At 61.3% G+C, this 16,357-nt stretch carries 13 protein-coding genes; 8 read left to right on the forward strand and 5 right to left on the reverse strand.

All coding sequences use genetic code 11. The features are described 5' to 3' along the window. Positions 1-209 precede the first annotated feature (209 nt). Both GBB14_RS03105 and GBB14_RS03110 read left to right on the forward strand, forming a co-directional pair. On the forward strand, positions 210-512 hold the full coding sequence (locus GBB14_RS03105; protein WP_151530352.1) for a YggT family protein: 303 nt from the start codon (positions 210-212) through the stop codon (positions 510-512). A 421-nt stretch (positions 513-933) separates the two neighbouring features. Continuing rightward, complete coding sequence (locus tag GBB14_RS03110) at positions 934-1,908, forward strand: DivIVA domain-containing protein (RefSeq protein WP_151530351.1); 975 nt, start codon at positions 934-936, stop codon at positions 1,906-1,908. Positions 1,909-2,036: 128 nt separating this feature from the next. On the opposite strand, the gene GBB14_RS03115 is transcribed toward GBB14_RS03110, so the two are convergent. Continuing rightward, on the reverse strand, positions 2,037-2,903 hold the full coding sequence (locus GBB14_RS03115) for an FTR1 family protein (protein WP_192796149.1): 867 nt from the start codon (positions 2,901-2,903) through the stop codon (positions 2,037-2,039). A 218-nt stretch (positions 2,904-3,121) separates the two neighbouring features. On the opposite strand from GBB14_RS03115, the gene GBB14_RS10570 reads away from it, so the two are divergent. Both GBB14_RS10570 and ileS read left to right on the forward strand, forming a co-directional pair. Continuing rightward, positions 3,122-3,286 (forward strand): hypothetical protein, encoded by a 165-nt coding sequence (locus tag GBB14_RS10570; protein ID WP_192795949.1) that lies wholly within the window; start codon positions 3,122-3,124, stop codon positions 3,284-3,286. Between the two features lie 360 nt (positions 3,287-3,646). Next, positions 3,647-6,832, forward strand: a complete 3,186-nt coding sequence (ileS, locus tag GBB14_RS03120; protein WP_151530349.1) for an isoleucine--tRNA ligase — start codon at positions 3,647-3,649, stop codon at positions 6,830-6,832. A gap of 54 nt (positions 6,833-6,886) precedes the next feature. Here the strand turns inward: ileS and GBB14_RS03125 are convergent, their stop codons facing one another. Then, positions 6,887-8,320, reverse strand: a complete 1,434-nt coding sequence (locus GBB14_RS03125) for an HNH endonuclease signature motif containing protein (protein ID WP_151530348.1) — start codon at positions 8,318-8,320, stop codon at positions 6,887-6,889. A gap of 268 nt (positions 8,321-8,588) precedes the next feature. Between GBB14_RS03125 and GBB14_RS03130 the strand changes: the two genes are divergently transcribed. Continuing rightward, the gene (locus GBB14_RS03130; protein ID WP_151530347.1) at positions 8,589-9,989 is read left to right on the forward strand and encodes a DNA polymerase IV; all 1,401 of its coding nucleotides are present in this window, start codon (positions 8,589-8,591) and stop codon (positions 9,987-9,989) included. Here GBB14_RS03130 and GBB14_RS03135 read toward each other — a convergent pair whose 3' ends face one another. Beyond that, the gene (locus GBB14_RS03135; protein ID WP_151530346.1) at positions 9,990-10,958 is read right to left on the reverse strand and encodes an asparaginase; all 969 of its coding nucleotides are present in this window, start codon (positions 10,956-10,958) and stop codon (positions 9,990-9,992) included. It lies immediately after the preceding gene. Between the two features lie 383 nt (positions 10,959-11,341). Between GBB14_RS03135 and GBB14_RS03140 the strand changes: the two genes are divergently transcribed. Then, a complete protein-coding gene (locus GBB14_RS03140; RefSeq protein WP_151530345.1) occupies positions 11,342-11,974 on the forward strand; it encodes a hypothetical protein in 633 nt (210 codons plus the stop codon). Positions 11,975-12,052: 78 nt separating this feature from the next. Here GBB14_RS03140 and GBB14_RS03145 read toward each other — a convergent pair whose 3' ends face one another. Beyond that, on the reverse strand, positions 12,053-13,702 hold the full coding sequence (locus GBB14_RS03145) for an ABC-F family ATP-binding cassette domain-containing protein (protein ID WP_151530344.1): 1,650 nt from the start codon (positions 13,700-13,702) through the stop codon (positions 12,053-12,055). Between the two features lie 119 nt (positions 13,703-13,821). Continuing rightward, the gene (locus GBB14_RS03150) at positions 13,822-14,793 is read right to left on the reverse strand and encodes a hypothetical protein (RefSeq protein WP_151530343.1); all 972 of its coding nucleotides are present in this window, start codon (positions 14,791-14,793) and stop codon (positions 13,822-13,824) included. A gap of 138 nt (positions 14,794-14,931) precedes the next feature. Here GBB14_RS03150 and lspA point away from each other — a divergent pair, with 138 nt between their 5' ends. Together lspA and GBB14_RS03160 are read left to right on the forward strand one after the other, a co-directional pair. Beyond that, entirely contained in the window at positions 14,932-15,423 is a 492-nt protein-coding gene (gene lspA / locus GBB14_RS03155) for a signal peptidase II (protein WP_151530342.1), read from the forward strand. Further along, positions 15,420-16,352 carry an RluA family pseudouridine synthase gene (locus GBB14_RS03160; RefSeq protein ID WP_151530341.1) on the forward strand — a complete coding sequence of 311 codons (933 nt, stop codon included), beginning with the start codon at positions 15,420-15,422 and terminating at the stop codon, positions 16,350-16,352. Before lspA ends, GBB14_RS03160 begins: the two co-directional genes overlap by 4 nt. Positions 16,353-16,357 lie beyond the last annotated feature (5 nt).

Below are 16,357 nucleotides of genomic sequence, written 5' to 3' on the forward strand. Positions count from 1 at the left end.
ACGCCGGCCGCCCCCACGATCTTTTTACGCCCACCGACGCTCCTCTTTTCGTCGGTGGGCGTCGTACTAGCAGCAGTGTGCAGCACCTGCGCCCCGCTGAGCGCCGCGCCTGGAGTATGACGTTCGCTACACTCCGCGGCGACTGGTCGGCCCACGCAGGGCGAGAAATATTGTTCCTCGACACGTGAGATACGTTAGGCTCTACACCCGTGACTACAGCTTTTATGATTCTGCTTTGGGCGATCCGCATCTTTCGCTATGTGCTCATCGCCCGCATCCTGATTGAGATGGTGGTGTCGTTCTCGCGCAGCTTCTCCCCGCCGCGCTGGTTCTACTACATCGCCGAGCCCATCTTCATGGTCACCGACCCGCCCGTGAAGGCCCTGCGCAGGATGATCCCCTCGGTACGCATGGGCGGAGTGGCCCTGGACGTTTCCGTGCTGGTGCTGTTCATCGGCCTCATCCTGCTGGAGTACATCGTCATCGCCATCTATAGCGCCGCGTTCGTGTAATTTGTGCAATTCTCGACGGTTTCACCTCCCACCCCGTACACTCGGGATATCAGCTTCACTGCCGTGAGGCTGTGGCCCGGTATACGGGGTGATGTTCTGTGTAGAGCATGAGAAATCGGATACTACGATGTGGCTAGCGGGGGTAACCTGCGGGCAGAGTCCTCGCGGACTCGGCAGCAAATTGCGTAGACATCCGAAATCAAACCCGTATATTGTGTTAAGGTGCAGTGCACCTTGAGGGAATCTGCGTAAGATAACGTAATAAGAGAAAAACGTAGAAATATAGATTCGACGGAGGCAGATCCCCCGTCGGTCGCGAAAAATTTTCAAAGCTGCGAAAGAGTGTCTAAGCATCCTGTGCGGCGCCAGAGCGGCTGAGAGAATTTTTAAGATAGAGAAACTAACGCGAAGGGAATCGTCAATGCCGCTGACTCCAGCCGACGTGCACAATGTTGCCTTTAGCAAGCCGCCGATCGGCAAGCGAGGCTACGCTGAGGATGAGGTTGACCAGTTCCTCGATCTCGTCGAAGACACTCTTGGTCAACTCCAGGACGACAACGATGCACTGCGTGCACAGGTAGAGGAGCTCCAGTCGGAGCTCGACTCTGCCGACACCGTGCGCGGTGGCGCAGTTGCTGCCAGCCCGGCGGTCAACGAGACCGAGCTGCGCACACGCATCGAGAAGGAGCTCGCCACCAAGTACGAGTCCCAACTCGCAGAAGCCAAGAAGCAGGCCGAGTCTGCCCGCAAGGAGGCCGAAGAGGCCCGCAAGGCAGCAGCTCAGGCCCGCGACAACGCTGGCGCTCAGCAGCAGCCGCAGCAGCCGGTCTCCGTGGCCGCTGCCGCAGATGATCAGAACGCTTCCCCCGAGACCCACATGCAGGCCGCTCGCGTCCTGGGTCTGGCTCAGGAGATGGCCGATCGTCTCACCAACGACGCCCGCAACGAGTCTCAGTCCATGCTGGACGAGGCCCGCGCGACCGCCGAGAAGACCATCAACGAGGCCAACGAGACCTCTCGCCGCACCCTGGGTACCGCCAAGGATCAGGCCGCAAAGACCATTGCGGAAGCCAACGAGAAGTCCGAGCGCATGCTCTCCGACGCCAAGCAGCGCTCCGAGACCATGATCCACGACGCCACCGCGCAGTCCGATGCCAAGGTCAAGCAGGCCGAGCAGAAGGCTTCCAGCCTGCAGACCGAGGCCGACCGCAAGTACAGCGAGACCATGGCCACCATGAAGCAGCAGCAGAGCGTCTACGAGAACCGTATCGACGAGCTGCGCGTCTTCGAGCGCGAGTACCGCACCCGCCTGAAGAACCTGCTGGAGACCAAGCTGCAGGAGCTGGATACCACCACCACCTCGGCTCCGAACCCCCACAACGGTTCGAACAACTAGCAGTTTTTAGCCCACAGGCCCCACGCACCGATGTGTGTGGGGCCTTCGGCATGCTCGCTTATCGACGCCACCCTGAAGGCCGGCAGGCCCGGCGCCCGGTCATAACGTTGGGAACGTGGGGGAGCGGTCTAGCTCTGCTGACAGCGTTCCGCGGAGGGACTCGACTGGCGAGGGGAAGAAGCGCGAAGATACAACGGCAATACGGTGAAGAGATAGAGCACCCAGCCCGCCACCTGGAGATGCGTGGGGGAGAGGTTCAGCTTGAACATGGACTCGCCCAGAACAAACCACAGAGTATCGGTGCGTAGGAGAAAATTACCGTTGTCGAAGTATCCCGAGACGTCATAGAGCTGACTACCCCAGCCCGGCAGTAGCGAGGCCGCCTGAAGATCCCCGAGGCCGTGGGAAACACTGCCCGCGGCGGTCAGCAGGAAAAGAGCAGCCATGAAGCGGATACATACGGAAAAATTCATCCAACCGATGCCGGTATAGACCAACCATCCAATGACTGCCGAGGCGATCAACCCGGCCACACTGCCCGCAGCAGGGACCACCACACCGTCCGTCTGGACGGCTTTGAGGGCAGAACACACAACAAGGGCAGTGTCTGTACCGAGGCGGGCGACACTGATGATGGCCAGCACCAACACCCATTTCGTGCTCGCTGGGGTGAGTGTTGCTGGTGGATCATGCCGGCGTTTGTGACCACGGGAGTGCGTGGCCAGCAGGAAAATCAGCCACGTCACCACACCGGCGGACGCCACAGACAAGACGCCGCTGAGCAATAAGTGGGCCCGGGCCGACGCAGCATACGGGCCCCATGCGGCAACAGCGCCCAGCAGCAGCGACAGCCCTGCGGCCAGGGCCACGCCCAGCCACAGCCGCGGCAGAAGATCGCGGCGACCGGCACGGGTGACAAGGGCAATGAGCATACCCACGATCACTGCGGCCTCGACCCCCTCGCGGAGGCTAAAGAGGAAATTCGCCAGAAACACCTGACACTCCCTTATGCACGACATCGCGTAGCCCTCATAGGCCCTCAACACTTATCCGAGGCCGAGCGAAAAGTAGCCTCGGCGCGATTGTATTCCTCAATGCAGGCTTACCTAAAAGAGCAAGGTGGCGGTGGGCGCATGTGGGGGTGGTGAACACTCGGGAGCTAGGGCGGCGTCGTAAAGCAAAAAACAGCCCCTCACCCTCTACAATCCTGGCTATGATGCTTCTCGCTATCGTGCTCGCCCTCGCAAGTTTCTTCCTGCTTGTTCTCACTGTGCAGACCGAGGAGATCATTTTCGCTTATCTTCTTATCGCCACCTCCATCGCAGGCATCGCGGTGTGGGGGATCGATACGTGGCGCTACGCGCGGCGAAAGCGATAGCCACCGTCGCGCGGCGACGGGCGAAGAAAACCGAACTATCGCTGAAGGAGAATTCTCCGATATACTTGCCCGGAAGCATCACATACGAGGGGTGAACACCCCGTGACGCAACACAAGGCGTTGATCCGGCCATCACCGGGGAGCTGCTGGAAGAACCCCGCCACAGCGGCAAGTAGAACCAGCCGACGAGGGTCGATAATCCTTACACAAGACAAACGAAGAGGCGCGCGCCCCATCTAGGGTGCACGCAAATAGGGTGGTACCGCGGGTACCCAGGGCAGACATGCTCAGGGAAACTCGTCCCTAGGCGAATAACACCACACGCATAACTGCCCAGAATTGTCTTTGTAAGGAGCCCACATGACCACAGGCGACAGCTCATCCAAGAGCAACGTAGGCGGAGTCTATCCCCGCGTAGACATGAGCGGCGGAAGCAGCCGATTCCCCGACATGGAAAAGAACGTTCTCGACTACTGGAAGAACGATCGCACCTTCCACGCCTCCGTTGAACAACGCGAAGGCGCCAAAGAATTCGTTTTCTACGACGGGCCTCCCTTCGCCAACGGCCTGCCGCATTACGGCCACCTCCTGACCGGCTACGTCAAAGACATCGTGCCCCGCTTCCAAACGATGAAGGGCAAGAAAGTCGATCGCGTCTTCGGCTGGGACTGCCACGGCCTGCCCGCCGAGCTCGAAGCAGAAAAGCAGCTCGGAATCACCGACAAAGGTGAGATCGAAGACATGGGTTTGGCGAAATTTAACGAATACTGCGGCACCTCCGTGCTGCAGTACACCGAAGAGTGGAAAGAATACGTCACCCGACAGGCCCGCTGGGTGGACTTTGACAACGGCTACAAGACGATGGATCTGAACTACATGGAATCCATCATGTGGGCGTTTAAAACTCTCTACGAGAAGGGCCTGATCTACCAAGGCTTCCGCGTGCTGCCCTACTCGTGGGCCGAGCACACTCCGCTGTCTAACCAGGAAACCCGCCTCGACGACAGCTACAAAATGCGCCAAGACCCCACCCTGACGGTGACCTTCCCCATCACCGCAGCTCACGGCGACGCCAACCCCGAGCTCGTGGGCACCCAGGCACTTGCATGGACCACCACCCCGTGGACCCTGCCGTCCAACCTGGCGCTCGCCGTGCACCCCGACGTCACCTACCTGCGGGTGCGCGTCGGCGACGACGGACTGGAAGAATTCCGCGGCGCGGACTTCCTGATCGCCGAAAACCTGCTGGGGCAGTACACCAAGGAGCTCGGCGAGAATCACGAGATCGTCTCCACCCACCCCGGAAACGAACTCGTTGGCCTGAGCTACGAGCCGATCTTCCCGCACTTCAAGGACCACCCCAACGCCTTCCAGATCCTCGCCGCCGAGTATGTGACCACCGAAGACGGTACCGGCATCGTTCACCAGGCCCCCGCCTTCGGTGAAGACGATATGAACACCTGCTCGGCCAATGGCATCGACGTGGTCATCCCCGTCGACATGGACGGCAAGTTCACCAACGCTGTGCCCGAATACGAGGGACAACTGGTCTTTGATGCGAACAAGCACATCATCAAGGACCTCAAGGCCTCCAAGCGCGTCCTACGCCACCAAACCATCGAGCACTCCTACCCGCACTCCTGGCGCTCTGGAGAGCCCCTGATCTACATGGCGCTGCCCTCATGGTTCATCGAGGTCACCAAAATCCGCGACCGGATGGTGGAACTCAACCACGACCAGATCCGCTGGGTTCCCGAGCACATTCGCGACGGCCAATTCGGTAAATGGCTGGAAGGCGCACGCGACTGGAACATCTCCCGCAACCGCTACTGGGGATCGCCCATTCCAGTGTGGGTCTCCGACAATGACGAGTACCCGCGCGTCGACGTCTATGGCTCCCTCGACGAGCTTGAACGCGACTTCGGAACGCGACCCACGTCGCTGCACCGCCCCTACATCGACGAACTGACCCGGCCCAACCCAGACGATCCGACAGGGCAATCCACCATGCGGCGCGTACCAGAAGTCCTTGACTGCTGGTTCGAGTCCGGTTCCATGCCGTTCGCCCAAAAGCACTACCCCTTCGAGAACAAAGAGTGGTTCGACACCCACAACCCGGCCGACTTCATCGTCGAGTACTCGGGCCAGTCGCGTGGCTGGTTCTACACCATGCACGTCATCGCGACTGCACTGTGGGACAAGGCCGGCTACTCCAATGTGGTGGCCCACGGCATCGTACTGGGTAATGACGGGCTGAAGATGTCCAAGTCTAAGGGCAATTACCCCAACGTAAACGAGGTATTTGATCGGGACGGCTCCGACGCCATGCGCTGGTTCCTCATGTCCTCACCCATCCTGCGCGGCGGTAACCTCATCGTGACCGAGCAAGGAATCCGCGAGGGCGTGCGCCAGGCGCTGCTTCCGATGTGGAACGCCTACAGCTTCCTGCAGCTGTACAGCTCCACCCCGGCGCGCGTCGATACCAGCTCGACGAATGTGCTGGACCGCTACATCTTGGCTAAGACCGGTGATCTCGTCGAGGCCGTAGACAAGGCCCTCGATGATCTGGACATTGCTACTGCTTGTGATGAGGTGCGGTGGTTCTGTGATGCTCTGACCAACTGGTATGTGCGTCGTTCTCGTGACCGTTTCTGGGCGGGCGATCAGGAATTCCCGGAGGCATTCAACACTCTCTACACCGTGCTTGAGACTCTCACGCGCGTGGCCGCTCCGTTGCTGCCGATGGCTACTGAGGTAATTTACCGCGGTTTGACCGGTGAGCGTTCGGTGCACCTGACTGACTTTCCGGATGCGTCGCAGTTCCCGCGTGACGAGAAGCTTGTTCAGGCAATGGACGAGGTGCGCATGGTGGTATCGGCTACCTCCTCGGTGCGTAAGTCGCACAAGCTGCGTAACCGTCTGCCTTTGCCGAAACTCACCGTGGCTGTGCCGCACGCGGAGCGCCTCGAGCCTTTCGCGGACATCATTCGTGATGAGGTGAACGTGAAGGAGGTTGAGTTCACTGACGATGTGGATGCCGTTGGGCGATTCGAGGTCGTGGTGAACGCACGTGTCGCTGGCCCGCGCTTGGGCAAGGATGTGCAGAAAGCAATCAAGGCGGTCAAGGCCGGCAACTATTCTCGTTCCGGCGACACCGTGGTTGCCGATGGCGTCGAGCTGCAGCCGGGCGAGTTCACCGAGAAGCTAGTTGCGGACAACCCCGAGTCCACCAACCAGATTGCTGGTATGGAGGGCCTCGTGGTGCTCGACATGACTCTCACCGAGGATTTGGAGGCCGAAGGTTGGGCCAACGATGTAATCCGCGGTATCCAGGATGCTCGTAAGGCCGCCGAGTTTGAGGTGTCCGATCGAATCACTGCCGTGTTGTCGGTTCCGGAAGACAAGCTGGAGTGGGCAACTGAGCACAAGGACGCCATTGCTGGTGAGGTTCTGTGTACGGATCTGTCCATCACTGATGATGCTCTCGAGGACGGCCATCCTGTTCTCGACGGCGTGTATGTCTCTGTGAAGAAGAACGAGGCATAGTAGCCGCGTCACCAAGCCCCGCTTCGGCGGGGTTTGTTGCGTTTGTGGGGCTGGTTAGCTGGCATAGTGCCATTCCGTGGTCTCCTCTGTGTGCAGGGGCTGGGGCCATGGTTGCTGTCGGATACGTGCCCCCGCTGAGCGCTGAGCGTCGGGGGAGTCGTTGAAAGTGATGGTGGGGGTGGGGTGTGTGGCTGTGGCGGGGTAGGTCACGCCCACACGGCCAGTGCGGGGATCGCGTACCGCGTGGGTTTTGTGGGGGTTGCTGCGCGAGTCGTCGTTATCGCTGTGGTGTTCGGGGCAGAGCAGGGTGAGATTCGGGAGCTCGGTTTTTCCTCCGTCCTTCCACGCGAGCAGGTGGTGGACCTGGCAGCGGCTCGCTGGTTCGTTACAGTCTGGGTGCGAGCACACCAATTCGGAGGCGAGCAGCGCTATGCGGTCGCGGAAGCTGGCAAGACGTTCCACCTTGCGGACAGACAGTGCTTGGCCTGTCTCTGGGTCGTGGACACACACGAAGCCATATTTCTGCTCGGCTACCTTGAGTACGTCTGCTGGGCTCAGGCTCACGCCAGTGTCAGTGGGGAAGCTGACGTTGGCGGCTTGGTAGTCCTCGGTTTCGAAGTCCTTCGCTGAGATGGAGATGGCAAAGACCCCCTTGTTCTGGTGTGAACCGATGGCTGAGTCGAAGGCGTCGGCCATGACCTGGTTGAGGCTGCGGGCATCGTCTTTATCGCGGGTGGTGCGCAGATGCTTGTCCATGTGGGAACGCAACTTGGCGCAGGTGCGTGGCGGCAGATAGCCGTGAATACGCTGTCCGCCGTGTCTATCGGGCTTGGATGCGGTGAAGAAACGGTTGCGTTCGGCGTGCTCTTTGTCGGGTTCGAGCGTGTCGTTGAGCGAGGCTACCTTCTCACGGAGGAAGGAGCGGGTGGCATTGAAGCTATGGTTGGCGGCGTAGTCGATGGCCTCAGCACGCAAAGTTTCGGTTTGTAGGGAGTTGTGTGCCATGAGGTTGAGCAGCTGCTTATCAATGAGGGTGCGTTTTTCTGCGCCAATGTGCTGGGTGAGCAGTTTCTTGCGGGAGATGGCGCGTAAATCGGTGGCGAGACCCACATCTGCCTTGACCTCGGCGTCCAGAGCGGGATCGGTTTCGGCCGCTTCGATGCGGGCATCTTTCACGGGACTGTACAGCCGGCTCGCCTCGCCTATAGCAGCGGTAATTTTTCTTCCTGACCAGCCCAGATGCTCGCGCAATACGCGGCGTGGCTTATTGGTTCCAGCGACGTGGGTGAGGTTTTCTTTGCCAGCCAGATGGCAGAGCAGAATGTCTAAATGCGCTTGTACAGCCTTGTGTTTTTCCAGCTCTACGAGCGCCGGCAAACTCTCGGCGAGGCTCAGGGTTCCACCCTGGTCAAAGTCAAAAAGTTCGACGAGCTCCTCATAAGCGTCGCCGATGATGCGAATGAGCTGGTGACAGCGTTGTACAGACATGATGGTGTTCTCCTAGAGGCGGTAGTTCTTGGGGTGTAGCCGAAGACTAGCGGCCCCAGGCGATCTCGGCTTGGCAGAAAGCCTGATACGCGGTGTGCCTGTGAAATACTCAGCTTTGGTCCGGGGTTATGCACAACTGGGGCGTACCGCCTCACCCAAAACGACGGTGTGGAACTAGACTGCGGTGTTTGGTCACTCTCCTGTGCGGGTACATCGGCAGGAAACGTCGTCGATAAGCACATGAGAAAGATCTGGAAAACTCGAAGGTATGAGACGTTGGGTGCTGCACATCGACATGGATGCGTTTTATGCATCCTGTGAGCAGCTGACACGGCCCACGCTGCGCGGTCGGCCCGTGCTCGTAGGCGGGGTGCACGGGCGCGGTGTGGTGGCCGGGGCATCCTATGAAGCGCGCACGTTTGGCGCGCACTCGGCCATGCCGATGTTTCAAGCGAAAGCCATGGTGGGCTTCGGGGCAGTGGTCGTGCAGCCGCGCCGGGCCGTGTACAAGGCAGCATCGGCGCGCGTATTCGAGATCGTGGCACGGCGAGCCGGCGTTATTGAACAGCTCTCCATCGATGAAGCTTTTCTCGAACCCCACGAGATACAAGGCGAGGAACCTCACGTTGTGAAAGCCTGGGCCGAAGAGCTGCGCGAAGAAATTCGCGAAGAAACAGGCCTGCCCGCCTCGATTGGGGCCGGCAGCGGTAAGCAATTCGCGAAAATCGGCTCAGGTGAGGCGAAACCGGATGGCGTCTTCGTGGTTGCCCAAGAAGAGGAATCAGCCATGTTCCATCCCCTGGACGTGGGCAAACTCTGGGGGATCGGTCCTGTCTCCGCATCCAAGCTGCGGGCGCTCGGGGTGGAAACGATCGGTGACTTCGCGGCACTCAGCGAAGAAGAAGTGGTGATAAGCCTCGGCCGTAAAACCGGCCTCGAATTGTGGAATCTTGCGCGCGGACACGATCACCGCTTGGTAAAACCGCGCGCGATTGCGAAACAAATCTCTCAAGAGCACACGTATCCGCTGGATCTTGTCACAGTCAATGAGGTGGACGCTGCAGTGGAGCGCGCCGCAAGCGGAGCACACCGACGGCTACTCCAGGATGGCCGCGGCGCCCGTACGGTCACAGTGAAATTGCGTATGGCGGACTTTCACATCGAGTCCCGCTCGCACACGCTGAACTATGCCACCGATGATTTCGACACTTTGCACGCGGTGGCCAAGAAAATGGTGCGCTACCCAGATGAACTCGGGCCGATCAGGCTCGTGGGAGTGTCTTTTTCCGGCCTGGAAGCTGCACGGCAAAACGTCATGTTTCCAGAACTTGATCAGCGGGTCCTGCCGCCCGCGAAGTTTGACGATACTGAGGTGGGCGTTCGGGATAGTTCTCCAGAGCCCGCTCGTGACGGCGAAGAATCCCCAGAACCAGAGCCGGACAGCCCCACCTGGACTGCCACCCAGGACGTGGTACACTCGGAGTACGGTCACGGCTGGGTACAGGGCTCTGGACACGGAATCGTGTCGGTGCGTTTTGAAACTCGCACGACAACGCGTGGACTTACGCGAAGTTTCGCTGTAGATGACCCGGATCTTCAGCCCGCCGATCCACTGGCCTCCCTGGAGTGGGAGGAGTGGTTGGCCGGGTATGAAGAAGACATGGATTAACTAGAACAGCGTCGCGGGGTGAACGCCGGTGGCAATAGCAATGGCAAGCAGAATGCGGGCCTGAGCTGCGCGGAAGTACTGGGATCCCAGGGCTCCCTTTTGGAGCAGGGTGGCACCGCCGCCGGCACCGCCGTAGGAGCCGTGCACGTCGCCGCGGGGAACGCGGGTGGTGATTACCACGGGTGTGCCGGCGTCGAGGGCTTCGCCGACGGCGATGGCGAGTTCCCGGCCGACGTTGCCCGCCCCCATGGCTTCAATGACGAGGCCGTCGGCTCCGTGCTCGAGGGCGGCGTCGACAAGCGTGCGTGGCGCGCCGGGATAGGCGGCGATGATATCGACGGAGACATCAGCCAGGGGTGCGAGCGGCACAGGTTCGGCACGGGTGGGTTCTTCGGGGGCGTTGGTGGCGAAGGCAAGGTTGTCGCTGGTGTGCCATTTGGTGGCGCCGCGGGCGGGGATGACGGCGTGGCCGAACACGATAATGACGCCGATGCCGCGGGCGCTGGAGTCCATGGCGATCACGACGGACTCGAAGAGGTTGCCGATCCCATCGGAGTCGGGGTGGTCGAAGCTGCGTTGGGCGCCGGTGAAGACAACGGGGCGGGGATCATCGTGGAAGGTGTCGACGGCAATGGCGGTTTCTTCCATGGAGTCGGTGCCGTGGGTGACGACGACGCCGGTGACCGTGGGATCGTCGAGGGCGTCGTGGACGGCGGCGATGATGGCGTCGATATCGGCGAGGGTCATCGCGGAGGAATCGAGGCGGTCGAGTTCTCGGACCTCGAGTGCCAGCTGTGTGTCTTCGAAGCGTTGGGCGACCGGTTCCAGCAGCTCGGCTCCGCTCACTGTGGGCAAGAGCACTCCGTCGCGATCGGTTGTGCAGGCGATCGTTCCGCCTGTGGTAATCACAACAATCTTGGCAGCTGGGGTGGTGGCGTGCTCCGCAGTGGTATCGGTCTCGTTAGTCATGCATATAGCGTGCCACACCGCCGCCGCGCCGCGGGCGGAAACGCCTCGATAGTCCGCTGCCGCGCTACTCCGAACAGCGAGCGTGGCTCCTCTCGTACGCCCACACCCGCCATTCGGCGCTTATCGACGCCGTCCAGGATGTGGCCATTCGCGTTGGCCCGTGTAGAATCCAAGTACTAGATTTTCCGCCCGAGACCTGCATGAAGCGGCTCTAAGCTGCCGCTGAGAAGGGACTGAGATGGCTGTGTCATCTCGTGATCTGCGGTCACTGATGGTGCCCGCAATCGTGGTTCCTCTCCGTGTGGACGCGCCAGCGCCACGCCGAGTGGCGCTGGGTGGACAATCACAAAACTGACCTACACAGTCAAGGACTGAGGAGAGTAGTGAAACTTTACAAGGCACGTGCACTCGCACTAGTCACCGCCGCATCGCTGGTGCTGGCAGGGTGCGGCTCTGAGGACAGCGATTCCAAGGAGTCTGAGACCAGCTCCAGCACCAGCTCCTCGACCGCCGCTGTCGAACTTCCTACCTTGGAAGAGCTCAACGGCGTTCTGGCCCGGGCCACCGATCCGAACCTGCCCATCGAGGAGCGCGTGCTCACCGTACAAAACGGTGACCAGGCCCCCGAGCTGTTCGACGTCATGACCCGCTCCAAGCAAGAGTCCGGCGCCAACTTCCAAGTGGTGGACCCGATCCTGCCCGGCTGGACCCCAGATAGCGTGATGGCCACCATCCACTTCACCCTCCCGGATCGCGAGCCGCAGATCGCTGAGGGCGTGGAGTTCGTCAACGAAGACGGCCACTGGAAGGTCTCCCAAGACTGGGCCTGCACCGTGGTCAACAGCACCGTCGCCCCGGAGGAAGTTCCCGCATTCTGCAAGGAGCTCCCCGCCCCGGCACCGGTGCCCGAGGACAACGCCCCCGAGGGCGAAGCACCCGCTCCTGAAGGCGAGGCTCCTCCCGCACCCGAGGGCGAGGCACCGCCCGCACCGGAAGGCGCCCCAGCTCCGCAATAAGCTGACACGGCGAGCGCATCGCCGCACAGCATATGGCCCATCTCCCCGCAGCGGGAGGATGGGCCATTTTTGTGCGCTCTATTCGGGGCGCGGTGCGGGAATATCGATCACGCGATGCTGCCACCGCCGCTTAATCCACCGGTCGTGGGTGGCCAGCAGCAGCACCCCCTCGTAGCCGTCCAGCGCCTCCTCGAGTTCCTCGGCCAAGGTGAGAGAAATATGGTTGGTGGGCTCATCCAACAGCAAAATATCCGGTGGATCCGCCAACACGATCGCCAACGCCACTCGGCGGCGCTGCCCCAAAGACAGCTTTTCAATCGGGCGCCGGGCGGCTTCCGCACTGAGCAAACCCAGCTCGGTGAGGGAAGCGGCGCCCTTGGGTGCGTGATCGGCGTAGATGTCATTGGTGCTGCGGAATGGGTCGTCCCAGTCGGTGTCCTGCTGCATCCAGCCGACGCGGAGATCATCGCCGATGATCAGATTGGGGTTCTCGTCATCGGTGGTATTCGCGATTGCTTCCAGCAGAGAAGATTTTCCGGCGCCGTTCGGGCCGGTGATGAGAACGTGGTCGCCGTGGCGAATCTTTGCCGATAATGCGTGGTCCATGCGGCCAGCAACGGTGAAATTACGGAAAATGAGTGCGTAGTCCGAGCCAGTGGTGGTGAGAAAGTGCTCCGGCAAACCAGCAAATTCGAGCCGCTTCGGCGGCGCGGGAATCTCCCGTCGCTCGAGAGCGTCGAGGCGATTGCGGGCGGTACGTACGCGCTGCCCGTGCACTTTGGCTGCCTTGTCGGCGTAGTACTTGGCCGATGAGCGGGTTTCTGTTTTGGCTTCCTGGTGGGAAAAGAGGTCGGTTTCGCTTACTTGCACCCCGGCTTCGAGGCGGGAGCGTTCTGCTTCCTGGATTCGGTAGTCGTGCTCCCAGCGGGCGCGAAGTTCTTTGCGATAGGCGAGGTATTCGGAGAAACTTCCGCCAAACACGGTGCCTTGTGCGAGATTTTCACCTTCGCCGCCCTCCGGCCCGAGGGAATGATCGAGATCGACGATGTGGGTGGCGACTTTGTCCAATACCCAGCGGTCGTGGCTGGCCATCAGCACCGGCCCGTCGAAGGACCGGAGTTCGTCGATGAGGAAGTCGCAGGCGAGATCGTCGAGGTGGTTGGTGGGCTCGTCCAGGATGAGCGCGTCGACGGGCCGGAGCAGGAGCGCGGCGAGGGCGAGGCGGCGGCGTTGCCCGCCGGAGACGGAGCCTATGGGGGCGTCGAGATCAACTTTGGCCAGCCCCAAGCCTGCGAGGACTTCTGCGATACGGGCGTCGAGGGTCCAGACTTGGTGGCGTTCGGCGGCGGCGAGCAGGGTGTCGAAGCGTTGGGCGAGTTCGGCCGAGTCGGGGTGGGTGGCGAGTTCTTCGGAGACACTGATGATGTCGCGCTCGATGGCTTTCAGCTCGCCGATCGCGTCGGAGATGATAGAGTGCAGGGGAGCGGTGGGCGGCCACGATACCTCTTGGGTGAGGTAGCCGGTTTTGGTGGGCGTGATGATTGCTCCCACATCGGGTTCGAGGCTGCCGCTGATCAACTGCATGAGCGTTGATTTCCCGGCACCGTTTTCGCCGATCAGTCCGGCTACCGCGCCGGCGCCGACGGCGAAGGACACATCGGTGAGGACGCGGTGTGCCCCATAGGAAAAGCTGACACCGTCGACGGCAATATGGATGTGTTTAGACATGGGCTGCTCCTCGTCGGCGGGTGATGGTGTCGGCCTCACAGCGGGCAGGCTCGTTGAGACGTCGTCGGCGTGCGGGCAGGGCGCGCGGCGACTGCTGTAGTGGGGTGACACCCAGTGTTCTATGGGGAAGAATACTCCACTGCGCTGGTGAGATCTTGAATCACGGCCTGTTGGTCCTCGCGTGCCGCATCGGCGGCGTAGACCAATCGGGTGGTTACTGCCATGCGGCCGGTGTTTCGGATACTGCTGTCGAGGTCCACGGTGAGTTCGCCTGTGGAGGTTGATTCCGTGGAGACAACCTCCAGTTCTGGATGATCCTCGCCGGCGCTGAGCGCCCCGAGGGTGGAGCGGCGTTGAATCTCGGCGCTGAGTGTGGCGGTGGCTCCCTCGTGGGAGTTGAGGGTGTAGGTGATGGTTTGGAGCATGGAGTTTTCCCCGGGCACCCGGCTGTCCACGGTCCACTGGGCGCCGTCGCCGAGGGGCTCCTCGGGGAACACCACGGAAAGCGATAGCCAGGTAAAGACCGCGGATTCCACCATGGAGCGGGCCTCGTCGGATGCTTCCTTCGGGGCGGCGAGGCGCACCGAGTTCGCTATTCCACGATCGCTGCGGTCGACCGCGATCCGGAAGCCTTCGGCGCTGGCGAGGGTGTCGTTGAGGGATAGATCCGTCGAGGTGGGGGCGCCCAGGGCGAGTTCGAGCCGGCCGCTATCGCCGTCGATGTGGCCGGTGAGCGGCAGGGTGAGGCTGGTGACATCGCCGCCGGCGGGGGCCTGGGGTGTCACCTCGCTGAGTGCTGCGATCTGTTGGCTAAACCCGTCGTAGGCCACCACCGATAGTTCTTCTTCTGGGCTGTCTGAGGTTGCGGTGTAGCGAAGTTCGGCGGCAGAATCCTGCGCCCCGGCATCGATGACGGTGACTTTGGGGGAGTCCAGCTGCAACTCCACCGCGTTATCGCTGTCAACGGCAGCGGTGTCGGGGGAGGACTCCTCAGCGGAGCATCCTGCTAAACCCACGGCGCCAACTGCGCACAGGGCAATGACGCTGCGGGATAAACGACGAGGGCGGTGGCTGCGGCACGGGGGTGTCATAACCGATGATTCTAGTGAGACTGCACGGGCTGGTTAGTGCGGGGGCCAGTGTGCAGCGGTATGGAGGTAGGCGTCGATAAGCGCGGCGGAAGGCGCGGCAGTTCTGTTCTGCGCGGGGAGTAAGGCAATATTGATGGCGTGGAAACAAAGAAGAGGAGCGCATTGAGAGTGCTGGTCCCGATCATCGTGGTGATCGCGGTGCTGGACCAGGTGATTAAACAAGCCATTCTGCACACCATCGACCCCCTCAATCCCGTGTCAGTCATCGGCGATTGGGCGCGTCTTGTGCTGGTATTTAATTCTGGTGCGGCGTTTTCTATGGGAGAAGATCACACCTGGGTGTTCACCACAGTGCAGTTGGTGTTTGTTCTCGGCGCGCTGTACTTCGGTCGCACAATGGTGCACCGTCCCCAGATCATCGGAGTCGCTCTCATCGCGGGCGGGGCCCTGGGAAACCTCATCGATCGGCTCTTTCGCGCCCCCGGTTTTTTCGTCGGCCATGTCGTGGACTACATCTCCATCGGCAGCTTCGCCGTATTCAACTTGGCGGATTCCGCGATCACCATTGGGGTCGTTGTGGTGATTGTGTCGATGTTTTTGGAACCCGAGCCAACGAAGGAGAAAGCATGAGCTCTGAGCAGTTTCGCCGCATGCTGGTCCCCGATGGTTTGGCGGGAATGCGCGTAGACCAAGGCCTATCCAAGGTATTGGGGATTTCTCGGTCGGCGGCCGCGGATATTGTTGCGAAGGGCGATGCGCTTATCGACGGTCAGCCGGTGCGAAAATCCGATCGGCTCGCCGTCGACGCGCTGCTCGAGGTCACCCTGCCCGGGCCGAACCAGGATCTCATTCCCAAAGAGGAACTGATCGAGGGCATGGAGGTGCTGTATTCCGACGAGCACGTCATTGCCATCAATAAGCCCGTCGGCGTGGCCGCGCATCCCACGATCGGCTGGGAGGGGCCCACCGTGGTCGGCGGGTTGAAAGCCGCGGGCTTTAGCATCGCCACCTCGGGGCCGCCGGAGCGCCAGGGCATCGTGCAGCGGCTCGATGTGGGCACCTCGGGAGTGATGGTGGTGGCCGTATCCGAGCTCGCCTACTCGGTGCTCAAGCGCGCCTTCAAGGAGCGCACGGTGACCAAGACGTATCACGCCCTCATCCAGGGCCACCCCGATCCGCTCGAGGGCACGATCGATGCCCCCATTGGCCGCCACCCCTCCGCGGGATGGCGCTTCGCGGTGACGCGCGACGGCAAGCCGAGTGTCACCCACTACGAGACTCTCGAGGCCTTCGCCGAGGCATCTCTGCTCGATATTCACCTAGAGACGGGGCGCACCCACCAGATTCGCGTGCACTTTTCCAGTTTGCACCATCCCTGTGTGGGCGATCCCATGTACGGTTCGGATCCGGCGCTCGCGGAGCGGCTCGGCCTCAACCGGCAGTGGCTGCATGCCGTGTCATTAACGTTTGATCATCCTGCCACGGGCAAAAAGATGACGATCACGAGCGACTACCCAGAGGATCTTGCGCGAGCGCTCGATACTCTTCGGGAAAGTTAGCCGAT

The organism is Corynebacterium sp. 51B (genome assembly GCF_008930785.1).
Classification (GTDB): Bacteria; Actinomycetota; Actinomycetes; order Mycobacteriales; family Mycobacteriaceae; genus Corynebacterium; species Corynebacterium megadyptis.

Coding starts and splice junctions, on each gene's coding strand:
- ileS (WP_151530349.1), top strand. CDS start 3,647: ATGACCACAGGCGACAGCTCATCCAAGAGCAACGTAGGCGGAGTCTAT.
- GBB14_RS03110 (WP_151530351.1), top strand. CDS start 934: ATGCCGCTGACTCCAGCCGACGTGCACAATGTTGCCTTTAGCAAGCCG.
- GBB14_RS03160 (WP_151530341.1), top strand. CDS start 15,420: ATGAGCTCTGAGCAGTTTCGCCGCATGCTGGTCCCCGATGGTTTGGCG.
- GBB14_RS03125 (WP_151530348.1), bottom strand. CDS start 8,320: ATGTCTGTACAACGCTGTCACCAGCTCATTCGCATCATCGGCGACGCT.
- GBB14_RS03145 (WP_151530344.1), bottom strand. CDS start 13,702: ATGTCTAAACACATCCATATTGCCGTCGACGGTGTCAGCTTTTCCTAT.
- GBB14_RS03150 (WP_151530343.1), bottom strand. CDS start 14,793: ATGACACCCCCGTGCCGCAGCCACCGCCCTCGTCGTTTATCCCGCAGC.
- GBB14_RS03130 (WP_151530347.1), top strand. CDS start 8,589: ATGAGACGTTGGGTGCTGCACATCGACATGGATGCGTTTTATGCATCC.
- GBB14_RS03135 (WP_151530346.1), bottom strand. CDS start 10,958: ATGACTAACGAGACCGATACCACTGCGGAGCACGCCACCACCCCAGCT.
- GBB14_RS10570 (WP_192795949.1), top strand. CDS start 3,122: ATGATGCTTCTCGCTATCGTGCTCGCCCTCGCAAGTTTCTTCCTGCTT.